The following is a 26,286-nucleotide window of genomic DNA, read 5'->3' on the forward strand; positions in this document are numbered from 1 at the left end:
TATATTACTTACTTTCTTCTCTTTTCTTAGCTCTTTCATTTCTTGCAAGCTTTGTAGGCTCAAGTGCTATATCATTTCCTTCTAATAATCCTGCAACACCTGTAAGTTCATGCTTATCTTTTCCTGTACAAGTATCACATTTACATTCACTTTGTTTTACTTCTGGCTCAGTATAAGTTGTAATAACTCCTTCAAAGTTTCTAAGAACAACTTTGTTTGAAGATCTAGATACTACGTAATTTGGCATTACTGGTATCTTTCCACCTCCACCTGGTGCATCTACTACGAATGTTGGTACTGCATATCCTGAAGTATGTCCACGAAGTCCTTCTACAATTTCAATTCCTTTACCTACAGAAGTTCTAAAATGCTCTATTCCCATAGATAAATCACATTGATAAATATAGTATGGTCTAACTCTTATTTTAACTAATTTATGAACTAAGTCTCTCATTATGTGTACACAATCATTTATTCCTCTTAAAAGTACAGATTGATTTCCTAATGGTATACCCGCATTAGCTAATAATTCTATTGCACGAGTAGATTCTTCTGTAATTTCTTTTGGATGATTAAAATGTGTATTTAACCAAATTGGATGATATTTTTTAAGCATACTTACTAGGTTTTCAGTTATTCTTTGTGGCATAACAACTGGTGCTCTTGAACCTATTCTTATTATCTCTACATGTGGTATTTCTCTTAATTCTTTAATAATTTCTTCTAATCTTTCATCAGATACTAAAAGTGCATCTCCACCAGATAATAATACGTCTCTAACTTGTGGTGTTTTTCTTATATAATCAATAGCTTTCTTTATTCTATCCATTCCCATTGGAGAATCTTTTTGACCTGCAAATCTTCTTCTAGTACAGTGTCTACAATACATACTACATTGATCTGTTATTAAAAGAAGTACTCTATCAGGATATCTATGAGTAAGTCCTGGTACAGGTGAATCTGTATCTTCATGAAGTGGATCTTCCATATCATTTGCACCCATATGTGTCTCTACAAGCTCTGGTACTGCTTGCATTCTTACTGGACAATTTGGATCATCTTTATCCATAAGAGAAGCATAGTATGGAGTAATTCCCATTCTAAACTTTTCAAGTACAGAACCTATATTTTTTTCTTCTTCTTCAGTTATGTTTATTAATTTCTTTAAATCTTCTACAGTATTTATTCTGTTTTTTACTTGCCAGTGCCAGTCATTCCAATCCTTTTCATCTACATTTTTCCACATATCAATATTCTTATAATTCATAGTATTCATCCTCCTTTTATTATGCGTATAAATCTTCGTATACTTTTCTTAAATTTTTATCTTCTCTCATTATTTCAAGAGAAATTTCAGCATGGCCTTTTGTATATCCATTACCCATAATCATATTTACATCTTTACCTACTCCTTCAGCTCCTAAAGCAGCTTTTGTAAAGTTTGTAGCCATACTAAAGAAATATATTGTTCCATCATCTTTTGTAGATAATATACTTCCCATTTCAGTGTTTGGTACATTTACATTATTTATAGTTATATCTACCATTTTTCCATCAGTTGCTTCACTTACTTTATTCATTACTTCTACTGCATTAGTAGCATCTGCAACTATATAATGATCTGCTAATCCTAATCCTTTAACTCTTTCAATAGTCTCCTCACTATGACCTAGGCAAATAACTTTACCAGTTACTCCTACACGCTTTTTAGCTTCATATAAGCAAAGCATTCCTGATTTTCCTGCTCCACCTATAACAAGTACTGTATCTCCTGGATGAACTAATTTTGCAGTTTGTGCTGGTGCTCCAGCTACATCAAGTACTGATAATGCTAAGTTTTCTGGAAGATCATTTGGTATTACTGCATATATTCCACTTTCAAAAAGAATTGCTTTTCCTTTTATATCAACTTGATCTATATCTTCTCTTACTTCATTAATTTCATCAATTCTCAACGGAGTTAAAGATAATGAAACAAGAGTTGCTATTTTATCTCCAACCTTTAAATCAGTTTTTCCTTCAAGAGCAGGTCCTATTTTTTCAACAGTACCTATAAGCATTCCACCAGAACCTGTAACAGGGTTTTGATGCTTCCCACGAGTTTCAACTATGTTTTTCATTATTTCTTTTATTTTTTCAACCTTTCCACCTGCTTCATTCTTTATTTGAGTAAAGCTTGCAGAATCAATGTTTAATGTTTGAACATCAATTAAAATTTCATTATCATAAATTTCCATGTTATTATCAATTTTTGTAGCTGGTTGTGGTAATGTACCTTTTGGTTCAATTACCCTATGTGTTCCATATGGATTTCCTTTTTTCATTATATTACCCCCTAAAAAATTTGAATTTATCTATCGAAACCTTTTCACGAAATAAATAATATTGCAAAGCTCATGCCAAAATTATAAAAAATAATATCTTTTTCAAAAAAATATATTTTGTATAAGTAATATCAATGTTTCGACAAAAAAACAGACAATATTACAAATTTGCAACATTGTCTGTTTTATGTTTTTTTGATTTATTATAAACTTTTTTGGGTATATATTGAGTTGATATGATAACTTTTGCCGAATTTTCGGCACAGTTTATTTTTTATCGTTAAATATTGTACATTTATAACCCATATTTTTTGATCTTATACTGTAATGTTTGTCTTGGTATAGATATGAGTTCTGCTGTTTTTGTAATGTTCCTATCTGTTTTTTTAAGTGCTTCTTTTATTATATTTTTTTCTAACTTCTCAACTGCACTATTTAAAGGTCTTATATCCTCATCTTTATTAATTTGAACTTTATATTTTTCAAATTGATATGGTAAATGTTCTTTTTTTATAGTATCAGTATCTTCTAATGCAAGTACTCCCTGAATTACATGCTCTAATTCACGTACATTTCCAGGCCAATCATATTTCATAAGTACATCTAATGTATCATCTTCAATTCCCTCTACATCATTACCTAGTTCTTTATTATATTTATCTATAAAAAACTCTATTAGTAATGGTATATCATCCTTTCTTTCTCTAAGTGCTGGTATTTTAAGATTTATAACTGCTAGTCTATAATATAAATCTTTCCTCATTATTTTTTCGTCTATTGCTTGTTCTGGTTCTGTATTTGTAGCAGTAATTACACGAACATTTACATCTATTGTTTTAGTTGAACCTACTCTTCTTATACTTCCATCTTGTAAAACTCTAAGCATTTTTGCTTGTAATTCAAGTGGCATAGAATTTATTTCATCTAAAAAAAGTGTTCCACCATTTGCAAGTTCAAATAGTCCCTTTCTATCTTCTGCTCCAGTAAAACCACCTTTAACTGTACCAAAAAGTATCCCTTCTAATAAATTAGATGGGAGTGCTGCGCAGTTTTGTGCTATAAATGGTTTGTTTTTTCTTGGACTTGCATTGTGAATTGATTGAACTAGAAGTTCCTTACCTGTCCCAGTTTCACCATATATAAGTACAGGGGAAGATGTATTTGATGCCCTAAGTGCTGTTGACTTAAGTTTAGCCATTTTTCTATTTTGACCTATTATATCTATGAATGTATACTTAGCTCTTTCATTATTCTTCTTTGGATTATCATTTTCACTATATAATTTTGTTTGTAAATCTGTTATCTTTTCTGTCATTTTTCTTACATGGGTTATATTTCTAGATATTTCTATAGCGCCTTTTATTCTGCCTTTTTCCTTAATAGGTATAGATGTATTAATCGTAGTTATTTTATTTCCTTTATAGTTTATAAACATCTGTTCTTTTTCATATATAGGACTACCTGTTTGCATTACTTGTATAAGAGTAGATGTATCATGATTAAGTGATGGATATACTTCTAATATATGACGTCCTATTATCTTTTCTCTACCTAGTTCATCTAATTCTTTAGCAGATTTATTAAAATACAATATTCTTCCCTTTTCATCTATTATTTGAATAGCTTCTTCTATATGATTTAATATTTCAAATATATTTTCCCTAAAGAATATACTTTTCACCTTAAACCCTCCCGCTTAATTTTTGGCACTACGTGCAAAATAATAGGCACTATTTGTGCCTAAGATATTGTTATATCTAATGTATTTAAACTTTCCATATTATTTGAAATTAACAATTTATATTTTAAGAATATCTTCCCTTTACCTTCTTTTATATCTACTTGTATTTTTTGAGTTGAAACTTCCATATCTAGATTCCCATAAATTGTAGAATATAAAGTATTGTATTTATAATTTTTTTTAAACTCCATTTTGGAATTATTATCTCCAAAGCGCTTCATGGAAACTTCATCTTGTTTTATTTTTAAACTAGTAGTGGAATTTTCAAGTCCTGATATTTCAGATTCATCATATAATAAATAATATGAATCATTTTTCTCATAAAATTTTCCTTCTGTTACAAGCTCTATTTTGTTTTTTTCTCCATCTTCTGTCTCTTGTGTTCCTTTTAATTTTACTAAGACATCTTTCATTATATCTTCCTTTCAACTATTATCTTTACTTATATATATTGTACATTATTATTGCAAAAAAGAAAACCCGATTTAATAATCGGGTTTATTACATCATAAGTGTACCATTTTCATCTTTTATTATTCTTAATATATCTTCCTGAGTCCCATCCATGGCATTTATATATACTATAAAATCATAACCTTTATATTGCCCACTAAATTCATAGCATAACATATCCCTGCTGCCATTGTCAGGAATTATTGCAAGTCGAACTCTTTCTATATTAAATCCAATTCTTACCTTCTCTTTAGCTTCATTTTCACTTATTTTAGGTTTTGGTATTTCTCTATCAACATGACTTATAAGATATTTAGCCATATCTGCAGCTATTATTTCTCCATCATCTAGTGCTACTTTAACTTTTATTAAATCTGTATATATTGGAACACCATTTTTCTCATATACAAAGTTATATAAAATACTATCATCATATTTGGTGCTATAATTTGCTTCCATACCTTTATAACCATTCTTACTTAGAAATTCCTCTGCTTTTTTTAGAGCTTCTTTTTCACTAATATTTTTCTCTTTTACATCTTTAGGATTTTGCATCCATACTACTTTTCCACCTTTTACACTGACTCCTATTATTATATTTCTGTCACCTTTCTTAGGAGTTATGCTAAATGTATATGCTTCAATATTACTAGTTCCAGTATCCTTACCTTTATTAAAAAGTTTAACCTCTGACGGATTACTAATTCTTAGAAAATCAAGTGCTATTTTCTCAGCTTGTTCTCTCGTTACTTTCTTTTTAGGAAGTCCCTTTGGAACTGCATTCATAACTTGATCAGAAAACGGACCGTCATATATAAGCTCTGGATAATCTGTCATTTGCTCTTCTTCATATTTTTGCATCTGTACATCTAATATATTTTGATTAGATTTTGCTATTTCTTGATTTTGTCCTTTAGCTACTTTAAAAAGAGTTAAATCACCCTTAGCTATTTTTTCATGAGCACCTTCAAGTTCTCTTGTTAATTGTTCCGTATAATCTTGTAGTCTAAACAACACTTGTCTTTCCTTATCATCTAATTTTTCACCTTTCATAAACCTTGCAATAAGTGAATAACTATAATCTGCAACTTGAGTTAAAAACTTTTCTGTTTTGGCAAGATTATTATGTGCTACAGGTAACTGTGACAATTTATCATGAGCAAAATATGCTTGTTGATATATTTGACTAAGTAACAATACGTCCTTTTCTTCAGATGCTGATACTAATGATTTAGAAAGTGAAGTCTGAACTGTTTCTATATTATCTTTCATATCATAAAACATTCTTTGATATTGATTAGTTAATTGATCTTTATAATAATTTTTAGTCTTATATTCATTATATCCCCATACTCCCACTGCAACTAATGCTAGTAAAAGTAATACAGATATTATTGTCTTTTTATCTCTCATCTTTACCTCCTTTAGTTTCCAAACCAGTGTTTACCTATTTGAATAACTTTTTTTCTAGACCATATCCACTTACTTGTAGCTGTAGCAGGATTCCAGTAATAATTGCATCCATAAGTTGGATCCCAGCCATTTAATGCATCCCTAGCAGCTTTTAAAGATTCACCATCTGGTGCTAAATTTATTTGTCCATCAGCTACTGCAGTAAAAGCAAGTGGTTGATAAATAACCCCTGCTATAGAATTAGGGAAAGATGGATTTTCAACTCTATTTAATATTACAGCAGCCACTGCTACTTTTCCTACATATGGTTCACCTCTGGCTTCTCCGTGTATTGCACGAGCAAGTAAATATGCATTATCGTCTCTTGAAACTCCACTACTTGCAGTATTAGCACCAGCAAGTGATATGCCTAATTTATTTGCTGTTGCAGGTCCTATTATTCCATCCACTCCTAGACCATGTCTTCTTTGAAATTCTCTAGTTGCTCTATAGGTTCCAGTTCCATATATACCATCTACTGATCCAGTATAATATCCCCAGTCTTTTAATCTTCTTTGCGCTTCCCTTACTACATCACCAGAAGAACCCCAATATATAGTTTTAGGTGCTTTCATTTTATATCTTTTTGCAATAGTTCCTATTTGTTCATTATTATTTAGTGCCATATTTATTGGTATCATTAATAACAATGCTAAAAATGTTATTACAATTAACTTTTTCATCTTGACCTCCTTAATCTTTATATCCTATAACTTAAATATATTTTCTGTAATAACATTACTTTTTATACCATGAAAAAAAGAAAGGGTTAACCCTTTCTTATATTCCACCATTAAATAAATTGGCAAGCTTAGTTTTGTTTTTTTCAATTACTTCTACAACTTTGAACTTTAATCTTACAGGAGTATCTCCTTCATTTTCTTCATTTTCTTCTTTTTCTTCATTATTTATCATATTATATTCATTTTCTGAAAGTACTTTCTCCATATTTTCTTCTGAGTGAGAGCTTTCAACATTATTATCTAAGTCTAAAAAACAAAGTGGAGGAAACATAACACACCACCAATTTTCACCTACCCCTTCACCAAGAACAATTTTAAGTGCTCTATAATTACCAGCTGGAAGAGTAAATTTACCGTATGATTTTGTTGGAAAATCATAATCTCCAAAATATACCTTCACTCCATAATCTTTTCCTATTTTATGTAATTCTTTTTCTGCTATATTTTGGATTAAATCCATATTTTCTTTTAATATCATTTCAGTTTCATCTATAGATTCTGATTCCTGAAACTTAGGAGTCATTTCTTCTATTATCTTATCTCTTATTTGTAACTTTATATCTTGATCTTCTTTTGTATCACTATTTGCTATTACATGAAGTCTTATAAGTTTTTCCTTATAACTTCCCACATTTTTATATACCTCTGCAATAGATACTGCCCCTATACCTATAAGTATTGCTAAAATCAAAACTATATTTATAATAATTTTAAATTTACCTTTCACTTTAATACCCCCTAAAACTTTTATTAGTATTAAGTATTAGCATAAAAGGTAAATTTTAAACCTATTTCCCTTAAAAAATTAGTATAATTATTCGAAACTTATTTTGTAAGCCCAATTCTTCTAACTTCAGTATTTACATTTACTGTAAAATCTATTTCTTTAAATTCATTCTCCCAATTATCTTTTACTCTATCCCACAATTCAGGCTCTTTTTTTCTTAGATGGTCTTCTACTTTTAATACATCTACCCCTACTTCATTTTGTAATTTATCTATAGTATTAATTATACTTTTCTTTATTTTTTCATCTAATTGTTTTTCTATATTTTTTATAATCTTACCTTCTAGTAAATCTGAATCAGTTTTAATTGTCTTTGGATCTAGATATTCATCGATATATCCTTCTGTCTTTATATCATAAATAAAATTTATATTTCCATTTTCAACTTTTACATCTTTTTCTACTTTATATTCACCTACAATATAATTAACTATATACTTTCCTGAATCTTTCATTATAGTAACTTCATCATTATAAATTTCTTCTGTAAGTATAAGTATAGTTCTCGTATCTTTTTGATCTAAAAATTCTACTAATTTTCTATCTTTTATTATACTTGATCCTTCTACTACCATATTATTTTTCTCATATTTTATCTTCCCTACTAATCCTATATTACTTCTATATAAATCTTTAGATAAATCACTTATAGTTGTAACTCTGTATTTGCCACCTATAGTTTTTCTTTCTGATAAATCACTTAGATATCTTCCTAATAAGGAATTTCCTACTGTATTACTATTCAATATATCTTCCGCTCTTCCTTTGGCTATAAATATAATAACTTTTCTTCCTGTTATGGGTGTCCTATTAAAGATTTCAATCATTTGAGAAAATTTAACTTTATCCTTAGCCAAGTCTTCTCCTATAATTATCACTCTTAGATGATTAAAAAATACATCCTTTTCAACAATAGTTCCTATTTCTCTATCAATCTTTGATAAGACTTTACCTGACTTACTAATAATAAATTTAGGTTCCCCTTGACCATTTTTTCCTACAGCTCTTAAATTTGGATATTCATATGTAACCTTAAACCCATCACTATCGCCTTCTATCTTATCCATTCCTATAGCTGTAATATATGCTCTATTCTCCATCTCATGTTTATCCCAACAGGCTGTGTTTATAAAAAAACTAATTATAATTATAATTATTAATATAATTTTTTTCATATTTTATTATCCCCTTTCTTTGTTATAACAACAAATACAAATAATATTAAGGGTATTATAAGTATTATTACTACGCCTAAATAATTGGAAAACAAATCAATATAATAATAAACTTCATCAATATTGTCGGGAAAAAGGGCTAATAAATACATTATAGGAAGTAATGTCATAGAAAGAAAATCTACTTCTTTTAATTTAAATGATTTATTTAATACAATATTTGACTGAATTAAAACAATAGATAATATTTGAATAGAAATAAATGTCCATAAGGAAATAATTATTCCATCAACATTTTCTAAAAAAGCACCTGGTACATCTACAGTTTTCATTAAAAGTAATGTAGGCCATAATAAATCTTCTGTTTGTTCTTTACCAAATTCTGATATAACAACAATAAATGCTACCAAATACATAATTCCTAAAAATATCACAGATAAAATATTATATTTTAATATTTTATCTGTATTTTTAACATAAGCAGTTGAAACAAGTACTATCTCTATACCTATAAAACTAAATACTGTTGTTTTTATCCCTTTTAATACATCAACAGTATTCATTTGAAATACAGGATAAATATTTGTAAAATCTAATTCAGGTATTAAAGATAAAAATAAAATAAAAATAGGAATAACAACTAACGGTAATACAATCTGTGCTAATCTAGCCACAGGCTCTATTCCTTTTCTCGTAATAAAGGAAACCGCTAAAATTAGTGATAATATTGTTACCTCTAAAGGTGTGTTTCTTAATAAAAACATTCTTATTATATCACCAAATATTCTAACTATTATTGCTCCTGTAATTAAATAATGTAAAATAAATAATAGATCAATAATCTTTGCTATGGGATTTGGAAGTATTTCATCTATCACTTCAAATATTGTTTTAGACTTAAATCTAGTTATCAACTTAGTATACATTGTTACTAATAATATACTAATAATCGTCCCACTTATTATTGAAATAATACCATTAAATCCTGAACTTTTAGCAAGCTGACTAGGTAATGATAATATACCTACACCTAAAATAGAAGCTATAATAAGACTTAGATTTTGCCCTTTAGTTATTTTATCATTACCCCCTATCATTTTTATCCTCACCTTCGCTTTCATTTAATAATGAGTTTATATATCTGCTATTATTCATTCTAACCTTATCAGTTGTATTCAAAAATTTAGGTCTTAACTTCATAAATTTATAAGGTAATTGAATTATACTATCTTTTAAGTCATAAAAATTATTAACCATATTAGAATAAGGGTCCATGTAAGGAATTCCAAAACTCTTCAAACTCACTAAATGTGCTAAAAATACCATAAATCCTATACTTATACCGTAAAGTCCTAATACGGTTGCTAAGATCATCAATAAAAATCTCCATAGTCTTATTCCTGATGTAAGAGAAAAACTAGGTAAAGTAAATGATGCTATAGTAGTAAGAGCAACTATAATTATCATAAAAGGACTCACAATTCCTGCTTCAACTGCTGCTTGACCTATTACAAGACCTCCTACTATACCTATAGTCGTACCTATAGGTCCAGAAATACGAGTTCCTGCTTCTCTTAATATTTCAAGTGTTCCTTCCATTATAAAAGCTTCAATAAATGCAGGAAATGGAACATCTATTCTTGTTGCTGCAAGATATAGTGCTAATTCTGTAGGAAGAATTCCTGGATGATAAGAAGTAATAGCTATATATATTGCTGGTAATATTAAAGATATAGGTAAAGATATATAACGTATTACTCTTACTAAATTAGCTTTTGACCATCTTCCATAATAATCTTCAGAGGAATGTAACAATATATTAAAAGTAGCAGGAATTAAAAGTGCCGAAGGACTATTGTCTACTACTAAAGCTATTCTACCTTCGTATAATGCAGCTGCTACTGCATCTGGTCTTTCTGTATCTTGTATTTGAGGAAAAGGAGATAACCAATTATCTTCTATTAACTGTTCTATATATGAACTTTCTAAAATAGCATCTACATCTATTCCTTTAAGCCTCCTATTAAGTTCTTTTAATACTTCTTTATCTACAATATCTTCTATATACATTAAAGCTACATCTGTTTTTGAACGTCTACCTATTTTTTGATATTTTAATTTTAATTTAGGATCTCTTATTCTCCTTCTGATTAAAGAAGTATTCACTTTACCTGTCTCAGTAAATCCATCTCTTGGTCCTCTATTCACTGATTCTGTTGTAGGTTCAGCTATCCCTCTTATAGGCCAACCACGTGAAGATGTTAAAAGTATTTCACTAAACCCATCAAATAACAATATTGTTTCTCCTGCAAGCACGCTATCAATTGCGGTTTCCAAACAGTAAATATCTTTTACTTCACTTAGAGGTATTCCCCCTCTTTTAGAAAGTTCATATAAATCTTCACTTACAGTTCTAGGGCTAGGAATTTCATCTCGTGCATCATGCATAAGTGCTTCAAGTACATATTCATTTATCAATTGCTTGTCAATCAAACCATCTATATAAATAAGTGCAAATCTATAATTTTGCTTTTTACCTACATTAAATTCTCTAATAATTACATCGTCACAATCTGCTAATATCTCTTTTATTTTTTTAAGATTTACATCTAAATCTTTAGATATTGGTATTTTAATTTTATCTTTAATTTCTTTACTTCTCTTTTTTTTCTTCAATGAAGTACTCCTTTCCTATAAAATAACGGATAATATATACATAAAAGGTCCTATTATAATTAAGGCTACAGACAATACTATTGCTATTTTCCTTTCTTTTTCTAATCCTTTTTTATTTAATTTATGTGCATCTATAAAAAATAATACAAAAGCTACAATTACAGTTAAAATAACAAAATAAAAATCTATTAATCCTTTAAACTTTTCAATCATAAATATTCTCCTATTATTAAAGTCTTATTATAATATTGACTATTAAACTTATAGTTATTCAAAAAGAGCATAAAAAAAAGACCTTTATAGGTCTTATTTACTTTTATTTTGGAAATGTTCTACTATATGTTTTTTTGATATTTCAATATGCTCTTCTGCATATTTTTTTGCTTTTGATTTATCTCTATTTACTATAGCATCTATTATTTTTTTATGTTCTTTATATAATTCAGCTGCCTGTGAATGACTACTTACATAGCTAACTCTAAATCTTTGAACTTGTTCTTTTAATGAATCTACCATTTCAATAAGCTTAGAATTTCTTGCAGCATTAAAAATTATTTTGTGAAGTTCTTCATCCTTTTTTAAAATTCCTTCTACATCTTTTTTATCTGCATATCCTTTTAATTCTTCATGTTTTTTTATAAGTTGTTTTAATTCATCATCTTCTATTCTTTCAGCTGCCAAATATGCCCCTAATCCTTCAAGACTAACTCTTATTTCTAATGCTTCTTTAATATCTTTTAAAGACACTTCAGATACATATGCTCCTTTTCTTGGAATCATTATTACTAATCCTTCTAATTCCAATTTTCTTATAGCTTCCCTTACAGGAGTTCTACTAACTCCCAATTCTTCAGCAAGTTGTATCTCCATAAGCCTTTCTCCTGGAGCCATTTTGCCAAGAATTATAGATTCTCTTAAATGTTCAAATACAATTTCTCGCAAAGGTTTATAATCATGTAAATCCAACTTTTTAATTTCATCCATATAATTAATCCTCATTTCTATTTTTATATAGTTTTCGTTACATATACTTCATCTATAGTTTCCTTTAGTATATCTTTGCATTTCTCAGCCTGTTGTTTTGTTTCAAATATACCAAATACAGTAGGTCCACTACCACTCATCATACTCCCCATTGCTTCACATTCAATCATTTGTTTTTTTATATTATTTATTATAGGGTGTTTTTTTATAGTTACAGTTTCAAGAACATTCTTCATATTATTTGCTATAAATTTTATATCCTTTTTTTCAATAGCTTTTAATAAACTATCAGTATCAGGATGATCTACATTTCTAAAATTTAATTTTTCATATACTTCTTTTGTAGAAACATCAATATCTGGTTTTGCTAAAAGGATTATATTATTTTTAAAAGATGTAATCTCTGAAATATGTTCCCCTATTCCACGAGCAAAACCTGTTCCACCAAATATGCAAAATGGGATATCTGCCCCAATACTTACACCCATTTCCATAAGCTCTATATCATTTATTTCTAAATTCCAAAGTTTAGAAATACCTATAAGAGTTTGAGCAGCATCAGAACTTCCTCCTGCAAGTCCTGCAGCTATTGGAATATTTTTCTCCAAATAAATTCTTACACCTTTATTTATAGAATATTTTTGTTTTATAACTTCATAAGCTTTATATATTAAATTACTTTTATCTGTAGGAACTCTTTTGTCATTACAAATTATTTCTATTCCACTCTCTATTTCTTCAAATGTCAATATATCATGTAAATCAACTTGTTGCATTATCATTTCTACTTCATGGTATCCATCATCTCTTTTTTTTAATACATCTAATGATAAATTTATTTTAGCGTAAGCATGTCTTTTTACCCTGTTCAAAAAAATCACTCCTATATTTTATCCCTTATCTTATTATATAGGAATATTGTATACATTGAAACAAGAAAATAAACTAGAGAATGATTTCTCTAGTTTAAATAGCTACATCTACTGTCTTTATTATGAATATCTTTTCTCCAGGCATTAAATTTTCTGGAGCAATTATATCGTTTACTCTGATTAATTCTTCTGTAGTGGTATTATACCTTTTAGCTATATCCCAAAGAGTATCTCCGTCTTTAACTATATATATTACTATAGAATGTCCTTTATTTATATCTTCTACATCCTCAATTTCCAATACATTAGTAACTATATCTATATTCTTAATTCTGTTTACAGAAGTATCAGTCTTTATATCTGATATTATTTCTACCTCTCTAGAGCTTGTTTTTTTATAATCTAATTTCACAAGATTCATTTCAACTTCAAGATCCATATCATCACATATATCATCCATATCTATATATGATTTAAATGGAAAATCATTTCTTGCACTTTTTATTTCTCCACTTTCTTCACCTAAATAAAGCATATTTGCATTTAAAATACCTTCAATTATGGCTTTATCCTCAATAATTCTAGTATCTGTCACTATAGGGATAGTATTAACACTATAAATCTCTTTTATTATTTCATCATCATAGCTAACATCTATAGAATCTTTTATGGTTTCATAAGTTGAAAATGAATTTATATTTTCTGTTATCTTTATATTTTCTTTAGATAATTCAACTTGCTTTTTAGTTGAATATGTATCTACAGCTATTTCTTTTTCTTTTACTTGAAATACTTTTGCATTTATTTCTATGAGAGATTCTAAATCCAATATTCTATTTTTTCCATTTATATCTTTTTTAACTTCATAATTAGGATCAGAATTGACTAATTTAACCCTACATTCCATATCTTTATTTATTCCATCAACATCTACGAAATGAGTAAATGGTATAGTGTGAGATATAGTATTTAATTTGTTCTCATCAGAATCTTCTATATACATTACTTTTCCTTCAACTTCACCAGCTACAATTATTTTTCCATCAACTATTTTAACTTCCTTCTGATATGATTTAACATCAATATTTAATACTTCAAGAATATCAGAAAGATCTTCAGTTAATTCAAAACCATCTTTTACTATTGTAGAAGACGAATTTTCACCTATAACTTCATTGTACTTTATATTTTCCTTTAATACCTGTATACCTTTTTCACCAGTTATATCTTTTAATACATTTATAATGCTATTTTTAGTTATCTTTATATTTATACTTATAACTGATTTAATCTCAACTTGTTTTTCATTAGAAAGTAAAAAGTCTATATTTTCTATTTCTAAAGAAACTTCTGCTTTCATATCATCCTCAAGATTATCTATAAGTATTTCTTCCTTAAAATCAAATTTTTCAGACTTAGAATTTATATGTCCTTCTTCTGTCATATACAATGTCATAATATTTAAATACCCTATTACCTTTAGTTTGCCTTTATATATTTCAAAAGAATCTAAAGATACATTACCTTCTACATTTAAAACTTTTGCTAATTTACTTTGAGTCTCTATGTCAATATTTTTTGTTAAATATACATCCTTTTCTTCTCTAGCTACAGTTTGGTCTATCTTAATTAGATCTTTCACTAATTCAATTGCCAAAATTGTTCCCTCCCTTTAATTAATCTATCAATTAATTGTATAGATATTATTCTATTAATATATCTATGCAAATATAAAAGAGAAAATGAACAATTTTATAAATTTTTTTGGACAGTAAAAAAACCGCATTCAAGCGGTCTACTTCTAACTAATTCTAACTTTGTTGTCAATGTCGCAAAGGGTTACTTCTACAGTCTCTGTTAATATGTCTGAATAACTATAAGATACTCTTCTTACTGAATTATATCCGCCTTCAATCTTAACTACAAAAATACTTGGATAAGCATTTTCTAATATACCTTCTCTTATAGTAGTTTTCTTTCTTCCTTTGTTTGCCTTTAGTCTCACCTTTTCTCCGATATGAACTGCAACATTCTCTTTAATTTGATCTAGAGTGTTTCTCTTTATCAAAGGATCACCTTCTTTATTTATTTTAGACAAATCACATTACTCTAATAATAACATATATTTCACCAATTGTCAAACATCTAAATAAATATTATACATCTTTATTGTATAGTATGTCAAATGTTTTTTTATAGCATTATGTACAATAAAAATAGTATTTACTTTTTTTAATTTTTTTATTCATTAAATACAAAGTCTGATATAATATATATTATGAATTAAATATTACTTTGGTACTAACAGAAAGGAGAAATTTATGAAAGCAACAATAGTATCATCTTGGATAAAAACTTGCGAAAAAATATTTGGAGAAGAACTTACAAATGAAGCAATACAACATTCCGGGATTGATCGCAAAAAAATATTTAGACCTACAGAAGATATAGAAGACTCTAAGCCAAAAGAAATGATTTCCTACATAGCTAAAAAAATAAACAAAACTACATATGAAGCTTGGAAAGAAATGGGGGAAGAAAATATAAATTCTTTCTTTAATGATTATCCTGCTTTTTTTGATCATAAAAATTTATATTCTTTTTTAAAGTCAATGTACGATGTACATGTAGTTATAGCAGGAAAAATAAAAGGTGCAAATCCTCCTCTTTTAGGTATAATTCCTATAGATAAATATACAGCTGAAATGACTTATAAGTCAAAAAGAGGTTTGTTTGGTTATTTTAAAGGATTATTAAAAGGAGCTAGTAATTTTTATGGGGAAAAAATTGAAATAGACAGAATCGAAAATACAGATAATTTTCTAAAATTACATATTAAATTTAGTGAACCAATACATTATTTCAAAAAATATAAAATAAATAATTTATTATCATTTGGTTTTATAAAATCACTACATACAAAAATTGCTGTATCTTCACTTTTATTTGTGGGATTGCCTTATATAATATTATCTAATCTTACAAGTGGAACAGTATTAAATATTGTCACTTTAGCTCTTACATTTATAGTTCCTTTTATAACTTCAAAATTATTATTTATGCCTAAAAGAAGTATAATAAATTCTTTAAAAGATTTAGAACAAAGAAATTATGCTGAAAACATAGAGATATCCACAAATGATTTTTTTGAAGACATAAATAAATATGTAAACAATTACAAAGAAAATTTAATAACTGACTTTGTAGGATTTAAAGGTATGAGTGATGAATTAAATGTTTTTACAGAAAAATTTAATGAAGTTTCTTCAAATATGGATAATACTTCAAAGGATATTGCAGGGGTTGTAGAGCAGGTTGCAGCCGGAGCAATAAGTCAAGCAGAAGAAACAGAAAATGCTGCTTATATATTAAATAATAATATTTCTTCTCTAACAAAAATTACAGAAAAAGAAAATGAAAGTAAAGTTTCACTTGAAAATGCAGTTGATAATATTAACAATGGATACAATGAACTTAAAGATACAGCTTTAAATTTAAAAAATATATTAACTAAATTTAGAAATGTAAAAGAAAATAGTACAATACTTCAAAATAAAGCAAAAGATGTTACAAAAATAGTAGAAACAGTAGAAAATATATCTGATCAAACTAATCTACTTGCACTTAATGCTTCTATAGAAGCTTCACGTGCTGGAGAATATGGTAGAGGTTTTAATGTAGTTGCAAATGAAATAAGATCTTTGGCAGAAGAATCTAAAAATGCAGTTAATAATATAAATCAAAATTTATTATCCTTCATTAATGATATAGATAGCTTAGTAAATCAAATAGATGAACAGTATATAGTATTAGATAAAGAAAATAACAAACTTTCAAATGTGGCTGAAAATAACTATGAGACAGTTGTAACTATAGACGAAGTGTCTAATTCCCTTATAGATATGATAAATGCTCTTACAAAGGAAACAGAATCCATAACAAAAGTATCAGGAAATATTGAATCATTAGCAGCCATAGCAGAAGAGAACTCCGCTTCTTCACAAGAGGTAAGTGCAAATGTACACACTTATTCAGAAGAATTGTCTAAGATGATGAGTAGCATAGTTGAATTTAAAAAAGTATCAGATGAATTTAGAAAAGATTTAGGAAAATATAAGATATAATCTAAGGGATATCCCTTAGATTATATCTTTTCTTCTTTATCAAAATTCATAAGGATATTACCTTTATACGTTAAATACCCTTCATCATTTATATTCAGCTTATCATATTTAGATCTAGTCACTTTCATCTCAACTTCACTTCTATCATCTAGTTGAAATTTAACATAATAATTATTTTGATCTATTTCTAAAAAAGTTTCATTAGAATTAGATATAAATTCTTCTCTTTTACCTATAACTTTACCTTTCTTTTTTACAAAATATTTATAATTATTAGAAAACCACATACTAGATTCTATTATTGTTTTAAATGCAAATACTACAAGTATTATAACAGCTAATGGTGTTATTATCCAAATAAATATATCGCTTATGGAATCTAATTTCATATTATCCCCCTATAAAATTACTTTTCTATTTTGTTTATCATCCATTTTGTAGCAAAATCTACTATTTCTCTTTGCTTGAAAAGTCTTGATTTAGAAGAACCTATATATCCAATGTTTATATCATTATTTTCTTCAAATTCTTTACCTATTTCTTCAAATTCATCAGTATCAAGATCTATATCATTAAATGTTTTCCATACTCTCTTGTTATCTTCAATTATTGGTGCTTGAAGTTTACACTTTTCTCTTATTCTAGACCTATATTCTGAAAGATGTAAAGAAGTATTATTATCATGATTAACTCCTAATAAAAGTATAAAACCATCTAAATCATATATTTTAGCAAGAGGAGAATTCTCTCCTAGACTATATTCTAAAGAATGATTATTTATAATTTGTTCTTTATATCTGCCCCATGCCGCAAAGGAATTATGGGGGTGAGAACTACGAATAACTCCAGGAAAAGTCCTAAATACTTCTACAATTCTTCCCATACTTCTTGTAGGTGTAATTTGTTTATCATATGCTGGCATAGTTTCCTTTATTGTACCTATCCATTCCTTTGGTACAGCTGGATTTCCCCATAAAGAGGGATCTCCTAAATCTCCACTTTGAGTTGGCATAATAATCGTTCCTGATTCTGTCACTACGTCCATCAAAGCTTGAACAACTGCTACTGGCCCTCCACTAACCCATCCTAAAGATTTTAATGAAGAGTGAACAATTATTGTCATGCCTTGCTTTAACCCTAAACTTCTTAAATCATCTGAAATACTCTCCCTAGTTCTAGGAAAAGGTGTGTTTTCTATTAAATTTTTTTCGCTCATTTTATGTCTCCTTTTTATGTTAATTACTCTTAAAATCTAAATCTTCATCACTACTAAACCCAATCCTCCTTTAGTAGAGCCATAAGTATATCATCTTGATATTTCCCGTGTCTATATACCTCTTGCTTTAATACTCCTTCAACTTTAAATCCACATTTTTCATAACATCTTATTGCTCTTTTATTAAATGAATAAACATTTAACTTTATTTTATTTATATTCATTTCATTAAAGATGAATTTTATTAATACTTTTAATGCATCTGTACCATACCCCTTTGACCAATAATCTTTATCACCTATAAACATACCTATTATAACATTGCTATTTTTCCAATCTATACTATTGATACCACAGCCACCTATATATTTGTTATCTTCTAATGTTCTCATTGCAAAATTATACTTATCATTATTTGCCGATTGACTTTCATACCATTTTTCTTCATCTTCTAATGTATATGGATATGGTATACCTGGAGATAACAATCCTTTTATTTCAGCATCATTTACATATTCCTGCGCTTTTTTTATATCTTCTTTTCTATATTCAGTCAATACTACTTTTTCACCTTTGTACATATTAAACCACCCTTTACTTGTTTTCTAAATCTAAACCTTCATGTTCCCACTTATCACCATGATATTCTATTTCGTACTCATCATCTTTTATTTCAATATTAGCATTTTTCAGTAAATGTTCTATATAATTTACCCAAGAATCAAAAGATTCTCTATATTCAAGATCACCATTCATATTCTCTTTATCTAATTCTTTTTTTAATTCATCCATATAATTTATTGATAACTCATTAATTAAATATCTAGTTATTAGCATATCTATATTTTCTTCATAATAATTTTCCATGGAGTCATATCCATATTCTTTTACAATGCTTTCTTTAAATTCTTCGCTACTACCATATTTATCATTTAAATTTCCCTTAATTTCTGGGTCTACTTTCTCCCTTTGCTCTTTAGATTCATCAAGCATTTTCATCATTTCCTCTTTTGTTTTAACCTCATAGCCTAAGTTTTTAGCTTCAATATATTGCACTTTTTCTCTTACTATAAGATTAAATACTTCATTTTGTGTAAAATTAGTTTCAGCATCTTCTTTCCCTGTATATAGTTTCTCAGCTACTTCTAAAAATTCTATTCTATCTTTTATATCTTGCTCTGTTATTTCCTCTCCTTCTACTGTAGCTATTACATTTTCTTTAGACTCTCCAGTACAACCTACAAAAGAAATAATTATAAATAATCCTAATATTAAAATGCTAATATATTTTTTCATCTTTACCCCTCCATTTTTAATTATATATCTCAAATCACAAGTATCTTGTTCCTTGAAATGCATATTATTATATTTATGAAGTCTTGAAAGTTGAATTCCTTTACTTATAATTTTAGCTTCTTACTCCCAGTATCCTTCCTCTAATTCTAATAATTTTCCTGTTTGTTCATTAACAATGAAATATTTATATTTATTTCTTAATTTTATTTTATAATAATATGCTCTATCCTTTGTAAAAAGATTTTTAGGTTTGTTAGACACAGGTATTGTATCCATATCTCTTGAATAATGTACAAACTCTACTTTCTCATTAAAATAGTCTTTTATAATATCCTTGCCACCATCATAAGTATAATTAGGCAATGTAAAATATATTATAATAGGTAAAATAATTGATAATAATACTGATACAATAATTCTAAATCTAGACTGAGGCTTTTCTTTTTTCAATAACCAAATATACCATATAGGCTGTAATATGAATATACTAAAAAAAGCAATATCATATACACCTCTATAATTTATATAAACATTATAACCCCAATATAATTCTATTAAAGTTATTATAATAATTAATATATAAATAAACCTATTCCTTCTCATAAACCTTATAACTCCTATTAGCTACTAAAATATATATTATTAAAATTATACTTATAAACACATCTATACCACCACCTGTTATTCCTAGTTCTAAGGTGCTAAAATTTGCTCCTCTTTCTATATCATAAATAACTATATTAATTATAAACACAATAATCTCTACTATAAAAAAAGGAATAAATTTTTTAGCTTCAAGTTTCTTTTTATTATCAATATTCAAATAATAAATTCCTAAAAATACTATTAATAATCTTAAGATAAGACTTATTATGTGTAAGTCTGTTTTAAATACAAAGTAAAGCACACTATATATAGTTCCAGTTACTACTGAAAATGCTATTAACAATATACTTAAATATTTACCCTTCATTGACCTACACCTCTATTAACTATTATATTCTACATAGATATTATATCTCCTTCTTTTTCTAAAATTTTACACAAAAATAAGTTATGCTTAAGCATAACTTATCATTTTCAAAACATATTTTTTCTAGAAAGTATTACTATTGCTATTGTAGCTAAAACTATTGAAAGTCCCATTATCATTGGAAATGCATATGGTGAATTTTGAAGCGGAAGTCCTACGTTCATTCCATAAAAGCTTGCAAGCATTGTAGGAATTGCCATAACTATTGTTATTGATGTTAATACTTTCATTACTATATTCAAATTATTTGATATAACTGATGCAAATGCATCCATCATACCACTTAATATATTACTATAAATATTTGCCATTTCTATTGCTTGCTTGTTTTCTATAATTACATCTTCAAGTAAATCCTCATCTTCGGGATATAATTTCACTGATTCAGATTTAAGCATCTTTTCCATAACTATTTCATTTGCTTTAAGTGAAGTCGAAAAATAAACAAGAGATTTTTCTAAATCCAAGAGCTGTATTAATTCTCTGTTTTTAGTAGATTTATGAAGTTGTCTTTCTATTCTATGACTTATTTTATCTATCTGTTTCAAATATATCAAATATCTTGCTGACATTCTATATAACATTTGAAGTACAAAGCGAGTTCTTTTATAGGTATAAAAAGATTTTACTTTTCCTTCAACAAATTGTTCTAAAAGTAAATTTTCTTTAAGACATATTGTTATAATATATTTTTTATAAAGTATAATTCCAAGAGGAAAAGTATAATATACATATGAATCATCTTCTTTTTCAACCATAGGTATATCTACTAATATAAGTGTTTGATCTTCTTCAATTTCAAGTCTTGAAGTTTCTTCATCATCTAGAGGAGACTTTAAAAAATCCATATCTACATTTAGCTCTGTATTTACTCTTTCTAACTCTTCCTTTGTAGGATCAATTAAATTAATCCAACATCCGTTTTCAAAATCATCTAATTCTGCAAATGTCCTATCTTGCATTGTTTTATAAATATTAAGCATAAAATCACTCCTAATAAATATCCGAGTCTCCTTTTACACTTATGTGAAAATGGAGGTCAGATATATTGTTTAACTTTCTTCTGTCCCATAAACTGGGTCCTTCGTCCACCTTCACCACACCCTTCATATATACTAGCCTTCCTTTATATCTTATTCTATCATAGGGTTTTTTGCAAGAAAATAACCAAAATAATGAGGATAACTTATTTTGCAAAATAAGTTATCCCCATTATTTAATATATTTATCCAGAACATTAATTATTTCATCTATCTTCTCATCACCATGTCCTTCTAATATTGCTTCTTTTACACAAGATTTTATATGTGCATCTAATATATTTAAATTAGATTTTTTAAGTAAACCTTGTACTGCAAGAATTTGTTTTGATATATCTACACAATATCTATCATTTTCTAGCATTTTTATAATACCTTCTATTTGTCCTTTTGAAGTTTTTAAAAGGTTTAATGCCTTTTTTCTTTCATCTGTCATATAATCACCTCTTTTACAATTATCATAAAATGCTTGGATGACATAGATATAATAATGTCATCCTAAGCAAAATATAATTAGTTTTATATTGTCTTTATATCTATTACTTCATATCCTGCATCTGTTACTGCTTTTTTAAGATCATCATCATTAAGCTCATAGCCTTCAACTTCTGCTGTTTTGCTTGCTAAATCAACACGTGCATTTGTTACTTGCTCTAGTGATTTTAAAGATTCCTCAACTGCCTTTTGGCAATGACCACAGCTCATTCCTTTAACTGTTAATGTTTTTTGCATTATAATCTCTCCTTTTATTTTACATTAAATTTTTTTAGTCTAAGTGAATTTGTGAGTACTGATACTGAACTAAATGCCATAGCTCCTCCTGCAATCATAGGATTTAATAATCCTAGTGCTGCAATTGGTATTCCAGCAGTATTATATGCAAATGCCCAGAATAAATTTTGCTTGATAGTTCTCATAGTTTTTTTACTTAACTTTATAGCAGTAACTATTTCCATCAAGTCTCCTCTCATAAGAGTTATATCAGCTGCTTCAATAGCTACATCTGTACCAGTTCCTATTGCAAAACCTATATCTGCTTGCGCAAGTGCTGGTGCATCATTTATTCCATCTCCTACCATTGCTACTTTTTTATTTTGAGATTGAATTTTTTCTACATTTGCTGCTTTATCTTCAGGCAATACTTCTGCTATTACATTTTCTATACCCACTTGTTTTGCTATAGCATTTGCTGTCCTTTGATTGTCACCAGTTATCATATATACGTCTATATGCATATTTTTAAGTTCTTCTATAGCTCTTTTTGAACTTTCTTTTATTGTATCAGCTACTGCTATTATACCCTTTAATTCTTTATCTATAGCTAAAATCATAGCAGTTTTTCCTTCATTTTCAAGTCTTTCTATCTCAGATGAAGCTTTAGATATATCTATATTTTCTCTATCCATAAGACGTCTATTTCCTAAATATATCTCTTTTTTATCTAGTGTTGAATATATACCATGTCCTGGTATTGCTTCAAAATCAGATACATCACTAAGCAAAATTTCTTTAGAGTTTGCATCATTTACTATAGCTTCAGCTAAAGGATGTTCTGAAGATTTTTCTGCCGATGCTGAAATTCGAAGCACCTCTTTTTCATCTAAATCATATGTTAATATATCTGTAACTTCAGGTTTACCTTTAGTAATAGTTCCTGTCTTATCAAATATTATAGTATCTGTTTTTTGTGCTCTTTCTAGATGTTCTCCACCTTTTATAAGTATTCCATTTTCTGCACCTTTACCTGTACCAACCATTATAGCTGTAGGAGTTGCAAGCCCTAATGCACAAGGACAAGCTATTACTAGAACAGATACTGATGCTACCATTGCAGGATTAATCTCTCCACTTACTACATACCATATAATAAAGGTAAGAATAGCTATTACTACAACAATAGGAACAAATATACCAGATACCTTATCAGCAAGTCTTTGTACTGGTGCTTTAGATCCTTGTGCTTCTTCTACCAGCTTTATGATCTGTGATAAAGCGGTATCTTTACCAACCTTTGTAGCCTTGAATTTAAATGTACCATGTTTATTTATAGTTGAACCTATTACTTCTTCACCTATAACTTTTTCAACCGGTATTGATTCACCTGTAAGCATAGATTCATCTACTGTAGATTTACCTTCAATGATTTCACCATCTACTGGTATTTTTTCTCCTGGTCTAACTATTATAGTTTCTCCTACTTCTACTTCTTCTACTGGTATATCTTTTTCTTCACCGTTTCTTATTACTTTTGCAGTTTTAGCTTGAAGTCCCATAAGCTTTTTCATAGCTTCTGATGTTTTTCCTTTAGCTATGGCTTCCATTAACTTCCCTAATATTATTAAGGTAATAATAACTGCTGAAGATTCAAAGTAAAAATGGTTCATTCCTACAAGTAACATATAAATACTATAAAAATATGCTGCTGATGTACCCATAGCTACAAGTACATCCATATTTGCTCCTCCACCTTTTAATGAATGGTAAGCACCTTTATAAAATCTCCATCCTACAATAAATTGTACAGGTGTTGCTAAAATAAATTGAAACCATCCATTACTAAGTATAGTATCCAGTCCTGCCATATCTACAAACATAGCTGAAAGTAACGGTAAACTTAGTATTGTTGATATTATAAAAAGAGTTTTAAGATTCTTTATTTCTTTTTCTCTTGCTTCCTTTTGCTTATCAACATCTACATTTTGTTCTTTTTGTGCTTTATATCCTGCATTTTCTACTGCTAACTGCATTTCTTTTATATTTGTCTCAGATGATAGATATTCTATAGTTGCTTTATTTGTAGCTATATTTACGTTTACTTCTCCTATACCTTCAACTTTTTTTAACGCTTTTTCCACTCTTGCAGCACAAGCTGAACAAGTCATACCTTCAATATCTAACCTTACTCTATCCATTGAAGCTGTGTATCCTGTGTTTGTTACTGTATCCATTAATTTTTTAACACTAACTTTTTCAGGATCATATTCAACTGTAGCTTTTTCAGCAATTAGGTTTACTACTGCACTTTTTACACCATCTATCTTTGATAGAGAACCCTCTACCCTATTTGAACAGGATGCTCAAGTCATACCTGTAACTTTAAAACTTACTTTTTCTACACTCATTGTTACAACTCCCTTCTTATACCCCACCCTATGTGGGGTGTGTTATAAATTAATAATAACATATATTTTTTTATAATGCAAATAGTTATTATAATTATTACCCTAAAAAATAAAAAAATATGACCTTAATAAAAAGGTCATATTTTTTATTTTAAATCTTATTCTGTTTCTAAAAGTTTTGTTGCTATTAAATTATATTTATCTTTCATGTTAAGTCTTTCATCTAATACTGAAGGAACACCTTTGTCACTATCCTCTCTTACAAGGGTTGATAGAGGAATTTCACCAAGTAAAGGTACATTTAATTCTTTACTTAATTTTTCTCCTTCACGTTTACCAAATATATAATGTTTTTCATCACAATTATCACATATGAAATAACTCATATTTTCTATAATTCCTATTACTTTACTGTTTGTTTTAGATGCCATAAATCCTAATCTTTTTGCTACATCTGCTGCCGTAATTTGTGGTGTTGTAACTATAAGTATTTCTGCTTTTGGTAATTGTTGCATAAGACTTAATGGCACATCACCTGTTCCTGGAGGTAAATCTATTAACATATAATCTAATTCTCCCCAATAAACATCGTTGAAAAACTGTGTAAGAATTCCACCAAGAACTGGCCCCCTCCATATAAGGGCTTCATCTTTTTCTATTAGATTACCCATTGAAATAACTTTTACACCATTTGCATTAATAGGTATAATTGTTCCATCACTCATAGCCATAGGTTTCTGACCCTTTATACCTAATATTTGTGGTATACTATGTCCTAATATATCTGCATCAATTAAACCTACACTATAACCCATCTCGCTTAACTCTACAGCTAAATTTGAAGTTACAGTAGATTTTCCTACTCCACCTTTTCCACTACCTATAGCAATTACTCTAGTATTTTTAAAAGGTTCTTTTGTATCTTGCTCACCTCTAAGCTTTTTAGCTAAATTCTGTTTTTGTTCATCTGTCATTTCCCCAAATACTACTTCTACTTTTTCAATCTCATCTATTTTTAATAACTCTTTTTCTACATCTCCTGATATAGTATTTTTTAAAGGACAACCTTTTGTAGTTAATGTAACATTTACGATTACATTTTTACCATCTATAGTTACATCACCTATCATATCTAATTCCACTAAATTTTTCTTTATTTCAGGATCATCTACATTTTCAAGTGCTTTATATATTTTATCTTTTAGAGTCACTTTTTCATCTCCTTAATATTTTTACTTAAGTATATAA

General features: G+C 28.1%; 26 protein-coding genes and 1 pseudogene. 1 reads left to right on the forward strand and 26 read right to left on the reverse strand.

The genetic code is table 11. The annotated features are described in order from the left end of the window. Nucleotides 1–4: 4 nt before the first annotated feature. The 15 genes from ablA to D3Z33_RS05215 form a co-directional block, all read right to left on the reverse strand. Nucleotides 5–1,267 (reverse strand): lysine 2,3-aminomutase, encoded by a 1,263-nt coding sequence (gene ablA / locus D3Z33_RS05145; RefSeq protein ID WP_130805575.1) that lies wholly within the window; start codon nt 1,265–1,267, stop codon nt 5–7. A gap of 19 nt (nt 1,268–1,286) precedes the next feature. After that, nucleotides 1,287–2,324: a zinc-binding dehydrogenase gene (locus tag D3Z33_RS05150; protein ID WP_130805574.1), complete on the reverse strand. Its 1,038-nt coding sequence runs from the start codon at nt 2,322–2,324 to the stop codon at nt 1,287–1,289. A 295-nt stretch (nt 2,325–2,619) separates the two neighbouring features. Next, nucleotides 2,620–4,005, reverse strand: a complete 1,386-nt coding sequence (locus tag D3Z33_RS05155) for a sigma 54-interacting transcriptional regulator (RefSeq protein ID WP_160196709.1) — start codon at nt 4,003–4,005, stop codon at nt 2,620–2,622. A gap of 59 nt (nt 4,006–4,064) precedes the next feature. Continuing rightward, on the reverse strand, nt 4,065–4,478 hold the full coding sequence (locus D3Z33_RS05160) for a DUF1934 domain-containing protein (RefSeq protein ID WP_160196710.1): 414 nt from the start codon (nt 4,476–4,478) through the stop codon (nt 4,065–4,067). Between the two features lie 88 nt (nt 4,479–4,566). Further along, complete coding sequence (ypeB, locus tag D3Z33_RS05165) at nt 4,567–5,931, reverse strand: germination protein YpeB (RefSeq protein WP_160196711.1); 1,365 nt, start codon at nt 5,929–5,931, stop codon at nt 4,567–4,569. Between the two features lie 11 nt (nt 5,932–5,942). Then, nucleotides 5,943–6,653 carry a spore cortex-lytic enzyme gene (sleB, locus tag D3Z33_RS05170; protein WP_160196712.1) on the reverse strand — a complete coding sequence of 237 codons (711 nt, stop codon included), beginning with the start codon at nt 6,651–6,653 and terminating at the stop codon, nt 5,943–5,945. A 97-nt stretch (nt 6,654–6,750) separates the two neighbouring features. Beyond that, nucleotides 6,751–7,440 (reverse strand): stage II sporulation protein R, encoded by a 690-nt coding sequence (gene spoIIR, locus D3Z33_RS05175; RefSeq protein WP_160196713.1) that lies wholly within the window; start codon nt 7,438–7,440, stop codon nt 6,751–6,753. 98 nt (nt 7,441–7,538) lie between these two features. Continuing rightward, the gene (locus tag D3Z33_RS05180; protein WP_160196714.1) at nt 7,539–8,675 is read right to left on the reverse strand and encodes a Ger(x)C family spore germination protein; all 1,137 of its coding nucleotides are present in this window, start codon (nt 8,673–8,675) and stop codon (nt 7,539–7,541) included. Continuing rightward, nucleotides 8,672–9,772 (reverse strand): GerAB/ArcD/ProY family transporter, encoded by a 1,101-nt coding sequence (locus D3Z33_RS05185; RefSeq protein WP_160196715.1) that lies wholly within the window; start codon nt 9,770–9,772, stop codon nt 8,672–8,674. The genes D3Z33_RS05180 and D3Z33_RS05185 overlap by 4 nt, the downstream gene beginning before the upstream one ends. Continuing rightward, complete coding sequence (locus tag D3Z33_RS05190; RefSeq protein ID WP_347561218.1) at nt 9,759–11,324, reverse strand: spore germination protein; 1,566 nt, start codon at nt 11,322–11,324, stop codon at nt 9,759–9,761. Before D3Z33_RS05190 ends, D3Z33_RS05185 begins: the two co-directional genes overlap by 14 nt. A gap of 42 nt (nt 11,325–11,366) precedes the next feature. Then, the gene (locus D3Z33_RS05195; protein ID WP_160196716.1) at nt 11,367–11,564 is read right to left on the reverse strand and encodes a CLC_0170 family protein; all 198 of its coding nucleotides are present in this window, start codon (nt 11,562–11,564) and stop codon (nt 11,367–11,369) included. Between the two features lie 93 nt (nt 11,565–11,657). Continuing rightward, a complete protein-coding gene (locus tag D3Z33_RS05200) occupies nt 11,658–12,335 on the reverse strand; it encodes a GntR family transcriptional regulator (protein ID WP_160196717.1) in 678 nt (225 codons plus the stop codon). A gap of 23 nt (nt 12,336–12,358) precedes the next feature. Beyond that, nucleotides 12,359–13,207 carry a 4-(cytidine 5'-diphospho)-2-C-methyl-D-erythritol kinase gene (gene ispE / locus D3Z33_RS05205; RefSeq protein ID WP_160196718.1) on the reverse strand — a complete coding sequence of 283 codons (849 nt, stop codon included), beginning with the start codon at nt 13,205–13,207 and terminating at the stop codon, nt 12,359–12,361. Nucleotides 13,208–13,301: 94 nt separating this feature from the next. Continuing rightward, complete coding sequence (locus tag D3Z33_RS05210) at nt 13,302–14,864, reverse strand: DUF3794 and LysM peptidoglycan-binding domain-containing protein (protein ID WP_160196719.1); 1,563 nt, start codon at nt 14,862–14,864, stop codon at nt 13,302–13,304. Between the two features lie 144 nt (nt 14,865–15,008). Then, nucleotides 15,009–15,275 carry a Veg family protein gene (locus tag D3Z33_RS05215; RefSeq protein WP_160196833.1) on the reverse strand — a complete coding sequence of 89 codons (267 nt, stop codon included), beginning with the start codon at nt 15,273–15,275 and terminating at the stop codon, nt 15,009–15,011. Nucleotides 15,276–15,528: 253 nt separating this feature from the next. Between D3Z33_RS05215 and D3Z33_RS05220 the strand changes: the two genes are divergently transcribed. Next, nucleotides 15,529–17,331: a heme NO-binding domain-containing protein gene (locus D3Z33_RS05220; protein ID WP_160196720.1), complete on the forward strand. Its 1,803-nt coding sequence runs from the start codon at nt 15,529–15,531 to the stop codon at nt 17,329–17,331. A gap of 20 nt (nt 17,332–17,351) precedes the next feature. Here D3Z33_RS05220 and D3Z33_RS05225 read toward each other — a convergent pair whose 3' ends face one another. The 11 genes and pseudogenes from D3Z33_RS05225 to D3Z33_RS05275 form a co-directional block, all read right to left on the reverse strand. Continuing rightward, nucleotides 17,352–17,720, reverse strand: coding sequence for a DUF2500 family protein (locus D3Z33_RS05225; protein WP_160196721.1), 369 nt, complete (start codon nt 17,718–17,720; stop codon nt 17,352–17,354). A 17-nt stretch (nt 17,721–17,737) separates the two neighbouring features. After that, nucleotides 17,738–18,547 carry an aminoglycoside N(3)-acetyltransferase gene (locus D3Z33_RS05230; protein ID WP_160196722.1) on the reverse strand — a complete coding sequence of 270 codons (810 nt, stop codon included), beginning with the start codon at nt 18,545–18,547 and terminating at the stop codon, nt 17,738–17,740. A gap of 53 nt (nt 18,548–18,600) precedes the next feature. After that, the gene (locus D3Z33_RS05235; RefSeq protein WP_160196723.1) at nt 18,601–19,128 is read right to left on the reverse strand and encodes a GNAT family N-acetyltransferase; all 528 of its coding nucleotides are present in this window, start codon (nt 19,126–19,128) and stop codon (nt 18,601–18,603) included. Between the two features lie 13 nt (nt 19,129–19,141). Next, nucleotides 19,142–19,843: a SurA N-terminal domain-containing protein gene (locus D3Z33_RS05240; protein WP_160196724.1), complete on the reverse strand. Its 702-nt coding sequence runs from the start codon at nt 19,841–19,843 to the stop codon at nt 19,142–19,144. Between the two features lie 120 nt (nt 19,844–19,963). After that, nucleotides 19,964–20,446, reverse strand: a complete 483-nt coding sequence (locus tag D3Z33_RS05245; RefSeq protein ID WP_160196725.1) for a hypothetical protein — start codon at nt 20,444–20,446, stop codon at nt 19,964–19,966. Next, nucleotides 20,433–20,816 carry a hypothetical protein gene (locus D3Z33_RS05250; protein WP_160196726.1) on the reverse strand — a complete coding sequence of 128 codons (384 nt, stop codon included), beginning with the start codon at nt 20,814–20,816 and terminating at the stop codon, nt 20,433–20,435. The genes D3Z33_RS05245 and D3Z33_RS05250 overlap by 14 nt, the downstream gene beginning before the upstream one ends. Nucleotides 20,817–20,923: 107 nt before the next feature. After that, the gene (locus tag D3Z33_RS05255) at nt 20,924–21,859 is read right to left on the reverse strand and encodes a magnesium transporter CorA family protein (RefSeq protein WP_160196727.1); all 936 of its coding nucleotides are present in this window, start codon (nt 21,857–21,859) and stop codon (nt 20,924–20,926) included. A 229-nt stretch (nt 21,860–22,088) separates the two neighbouring features. Further along, complete coding sequence (locus tag D3Z33_RS05260) at nt 22,089–22,352, reverse strand: metal-sensing transcriptional repressor (RefSeq protein WP_130805555.1); 264 nt, start codon at nt 22,350–22,352, stop codon at nt 22,089–22,091. 83 nt (nt 22,353–22,435) lie between these two features. Beyond that, nucleotides 22,436–22,648, reverse strand: a complete 213-nt coding sequence (locus tag D3Z33_RS05265) for a heavy-metal-associated domain-containing protein (RefSeq protein WP_160196728.1) — start codon at nt 22,646–22,648, stop codon at nt 22,436–22,438. Between the two features lie 14 nt (nt 22,649–22,662). Beyond that, a pseudogene (locus tag D3Z33_RS05270) lies at nt 22,663–25,038 on the reverse strand (heavy metal translocating P-type ATPase). A 158-nt stretch (nt 25,039–25,196) separates the two neighbouring features. Then, entirely contained in the window at nt 25,197–26,249 is a 1,053-nt protein-coding gene (locus tag D3Z33_RS05275) for a P-loop NTPase (RefSeq protein WP_160196729.1), read from the reverse strand. Nucleotides 26,250–26,286 lie beyond the last annotated feature (37 nt).

It is taken from the genome of Senegalia massiliensis, from assembly GCF_009911265.1.
GTDB classification, from domain to species: domain Bacteria; phylum Bacillota; class Clostridia; order Tissierellales; family SIT17; genus Anaeromonas; species Anaeromonas massiliensis_A.

Excerpts from the sequence above, each read along its gene's own strand:
- D3Z33_RS05245 (WP_160196725.1), bottom strand. The coding sequence starts at position 20,446 with ATGAGAAGGAATAGGTTTATTTATATATTAATTATTATAATAACTTTA.
- D3Z33_RS05150 (WP_130805574.1), bottom strand. The coding sequence starts at position 2,324 with ATGAAAAAAGGAAATCCATATGGAACACATAGGGTAATTGAACCAAAA.
- D3Z33_RS05260 (WP_130805555.1), bottom strand. The coding sequence starts at position 22,352 with ATGACAGATGAAAGAAAAAAGGCATTAAACCTTTTAAAAACTTCAAAA.
- D3Z33_RS05160 (WP_160196710.1), bottom strand. The coding sequence starts at position 4,478 with ATGAAAGATGTCTTAGTAAAATTAAAAGGAACACAAGAGACAGAAGAT.
- D3Z33_RS05220 (WP_160196720.1), top strand. The coding sequence starts at position 15,529 with ATGAAAGCAACAATAGTATCATCTTGGATAAAAACTTGCGAAAAAATA.
- D3Z33_RS05195 (WP_160196716.1), bottom strand. The coding sequence starts at position 11,564 with ATGATTGAAAAGTTTAAAGGATTAATAGATTTTTATTTTGTTATTTTA.
- ablA (WP_130805575.1), bottom strand. The coding sequence starts at position 1,267 with ATGAATTATAAGAATATTGATATGTGGAAAAATGTAGATGAAAAGGAT.
- D3Z33_RS05225 (WP_160196721.1), bottom strand. The coding sequence starts at position 17,720 with ATGAAATTAGATTCCATAAGCGATATATTTATTTGGATAATAACACCA.
- D3Z33_RS05235 (WP_160196723.1), bottom strand. The coding sequence starts at position 19,128 with ATGTACAAAGGTGAAAAAGTAGTATTGACTGAATATAGAAAAGAAGAT.
- D3Z33_RS05180 (WP_160196714.1), bottom strand. The coding sequence starts at position 8,675 with ATGAAAAAAATTATATTAATAATTATAATTATAATTAGTTTTTTTATA.
- D3Z33_RS05255 (WP_160196727.1), bottom strand. The coding sequence starts at position 21,859 with ATGCTTAATATTTATAAAACAATGCAAGATAGGACATTTGCAGAATTA.
- D3Z33_RS05265 (WP_160196728.1), bottom strand. The coding sequence starts at position 22,648 with ATGCAAAAAACATTAACAGTTAAAGGAATGAGCTGTGGTCATTGCCAA.
- D3Z33_RS05185 (WP_160196715.1), bottom strand. The coding sequence starts at position 9,772 with ATGATAGGGGGTAATGATAAAATAACTAAAGGGCAAAATCTAAGTCTT.
- D3Z33_RS05240 (WP_160196724.1), bottom strand. The coding sequence starts at position 19,843 with ATGAAAAAATATATTAGCATTTTAATATTAGGATTATTTATAATTATT.
- D3Z33_RS05200 (WP_160196717.1), bottom strand. The coding sequence starts at position 12,335 with ATGGATGAAATTAAAAAGTTGGATTTACATGATTATAAACCTTTGCGA.
- D3Z33_RS05250 (WP_160196726.1), bottom strand. The coding sequence starts at position 20,816 with ATGAAGGGTAAATATTTAAGTATATTGTTAATAGCATTTTCAGTAGTA.
- D3Z33_RS05230 (WP_160196722.1), bottom strand. The coding sequence starts at position 18,547 with ATGAGCGAAAAAAATTTAATAGAAAACACACCTTTTCCTAGAACTAGG.
- ypeB (WP_160196711.1), bottom strand. The coding sequence starts at position 5,931 with ATGAGAGATAAAAAGACAATAATATCTGTATTACTTTTACTAGCATTA.
- sleB (WP_160196712.1), bottom strand. The coding sequence starts at position 6,653 with ATGAAAAAGTTAATTGTAATAACATTTTTAGCATTGTTATTAATGATA.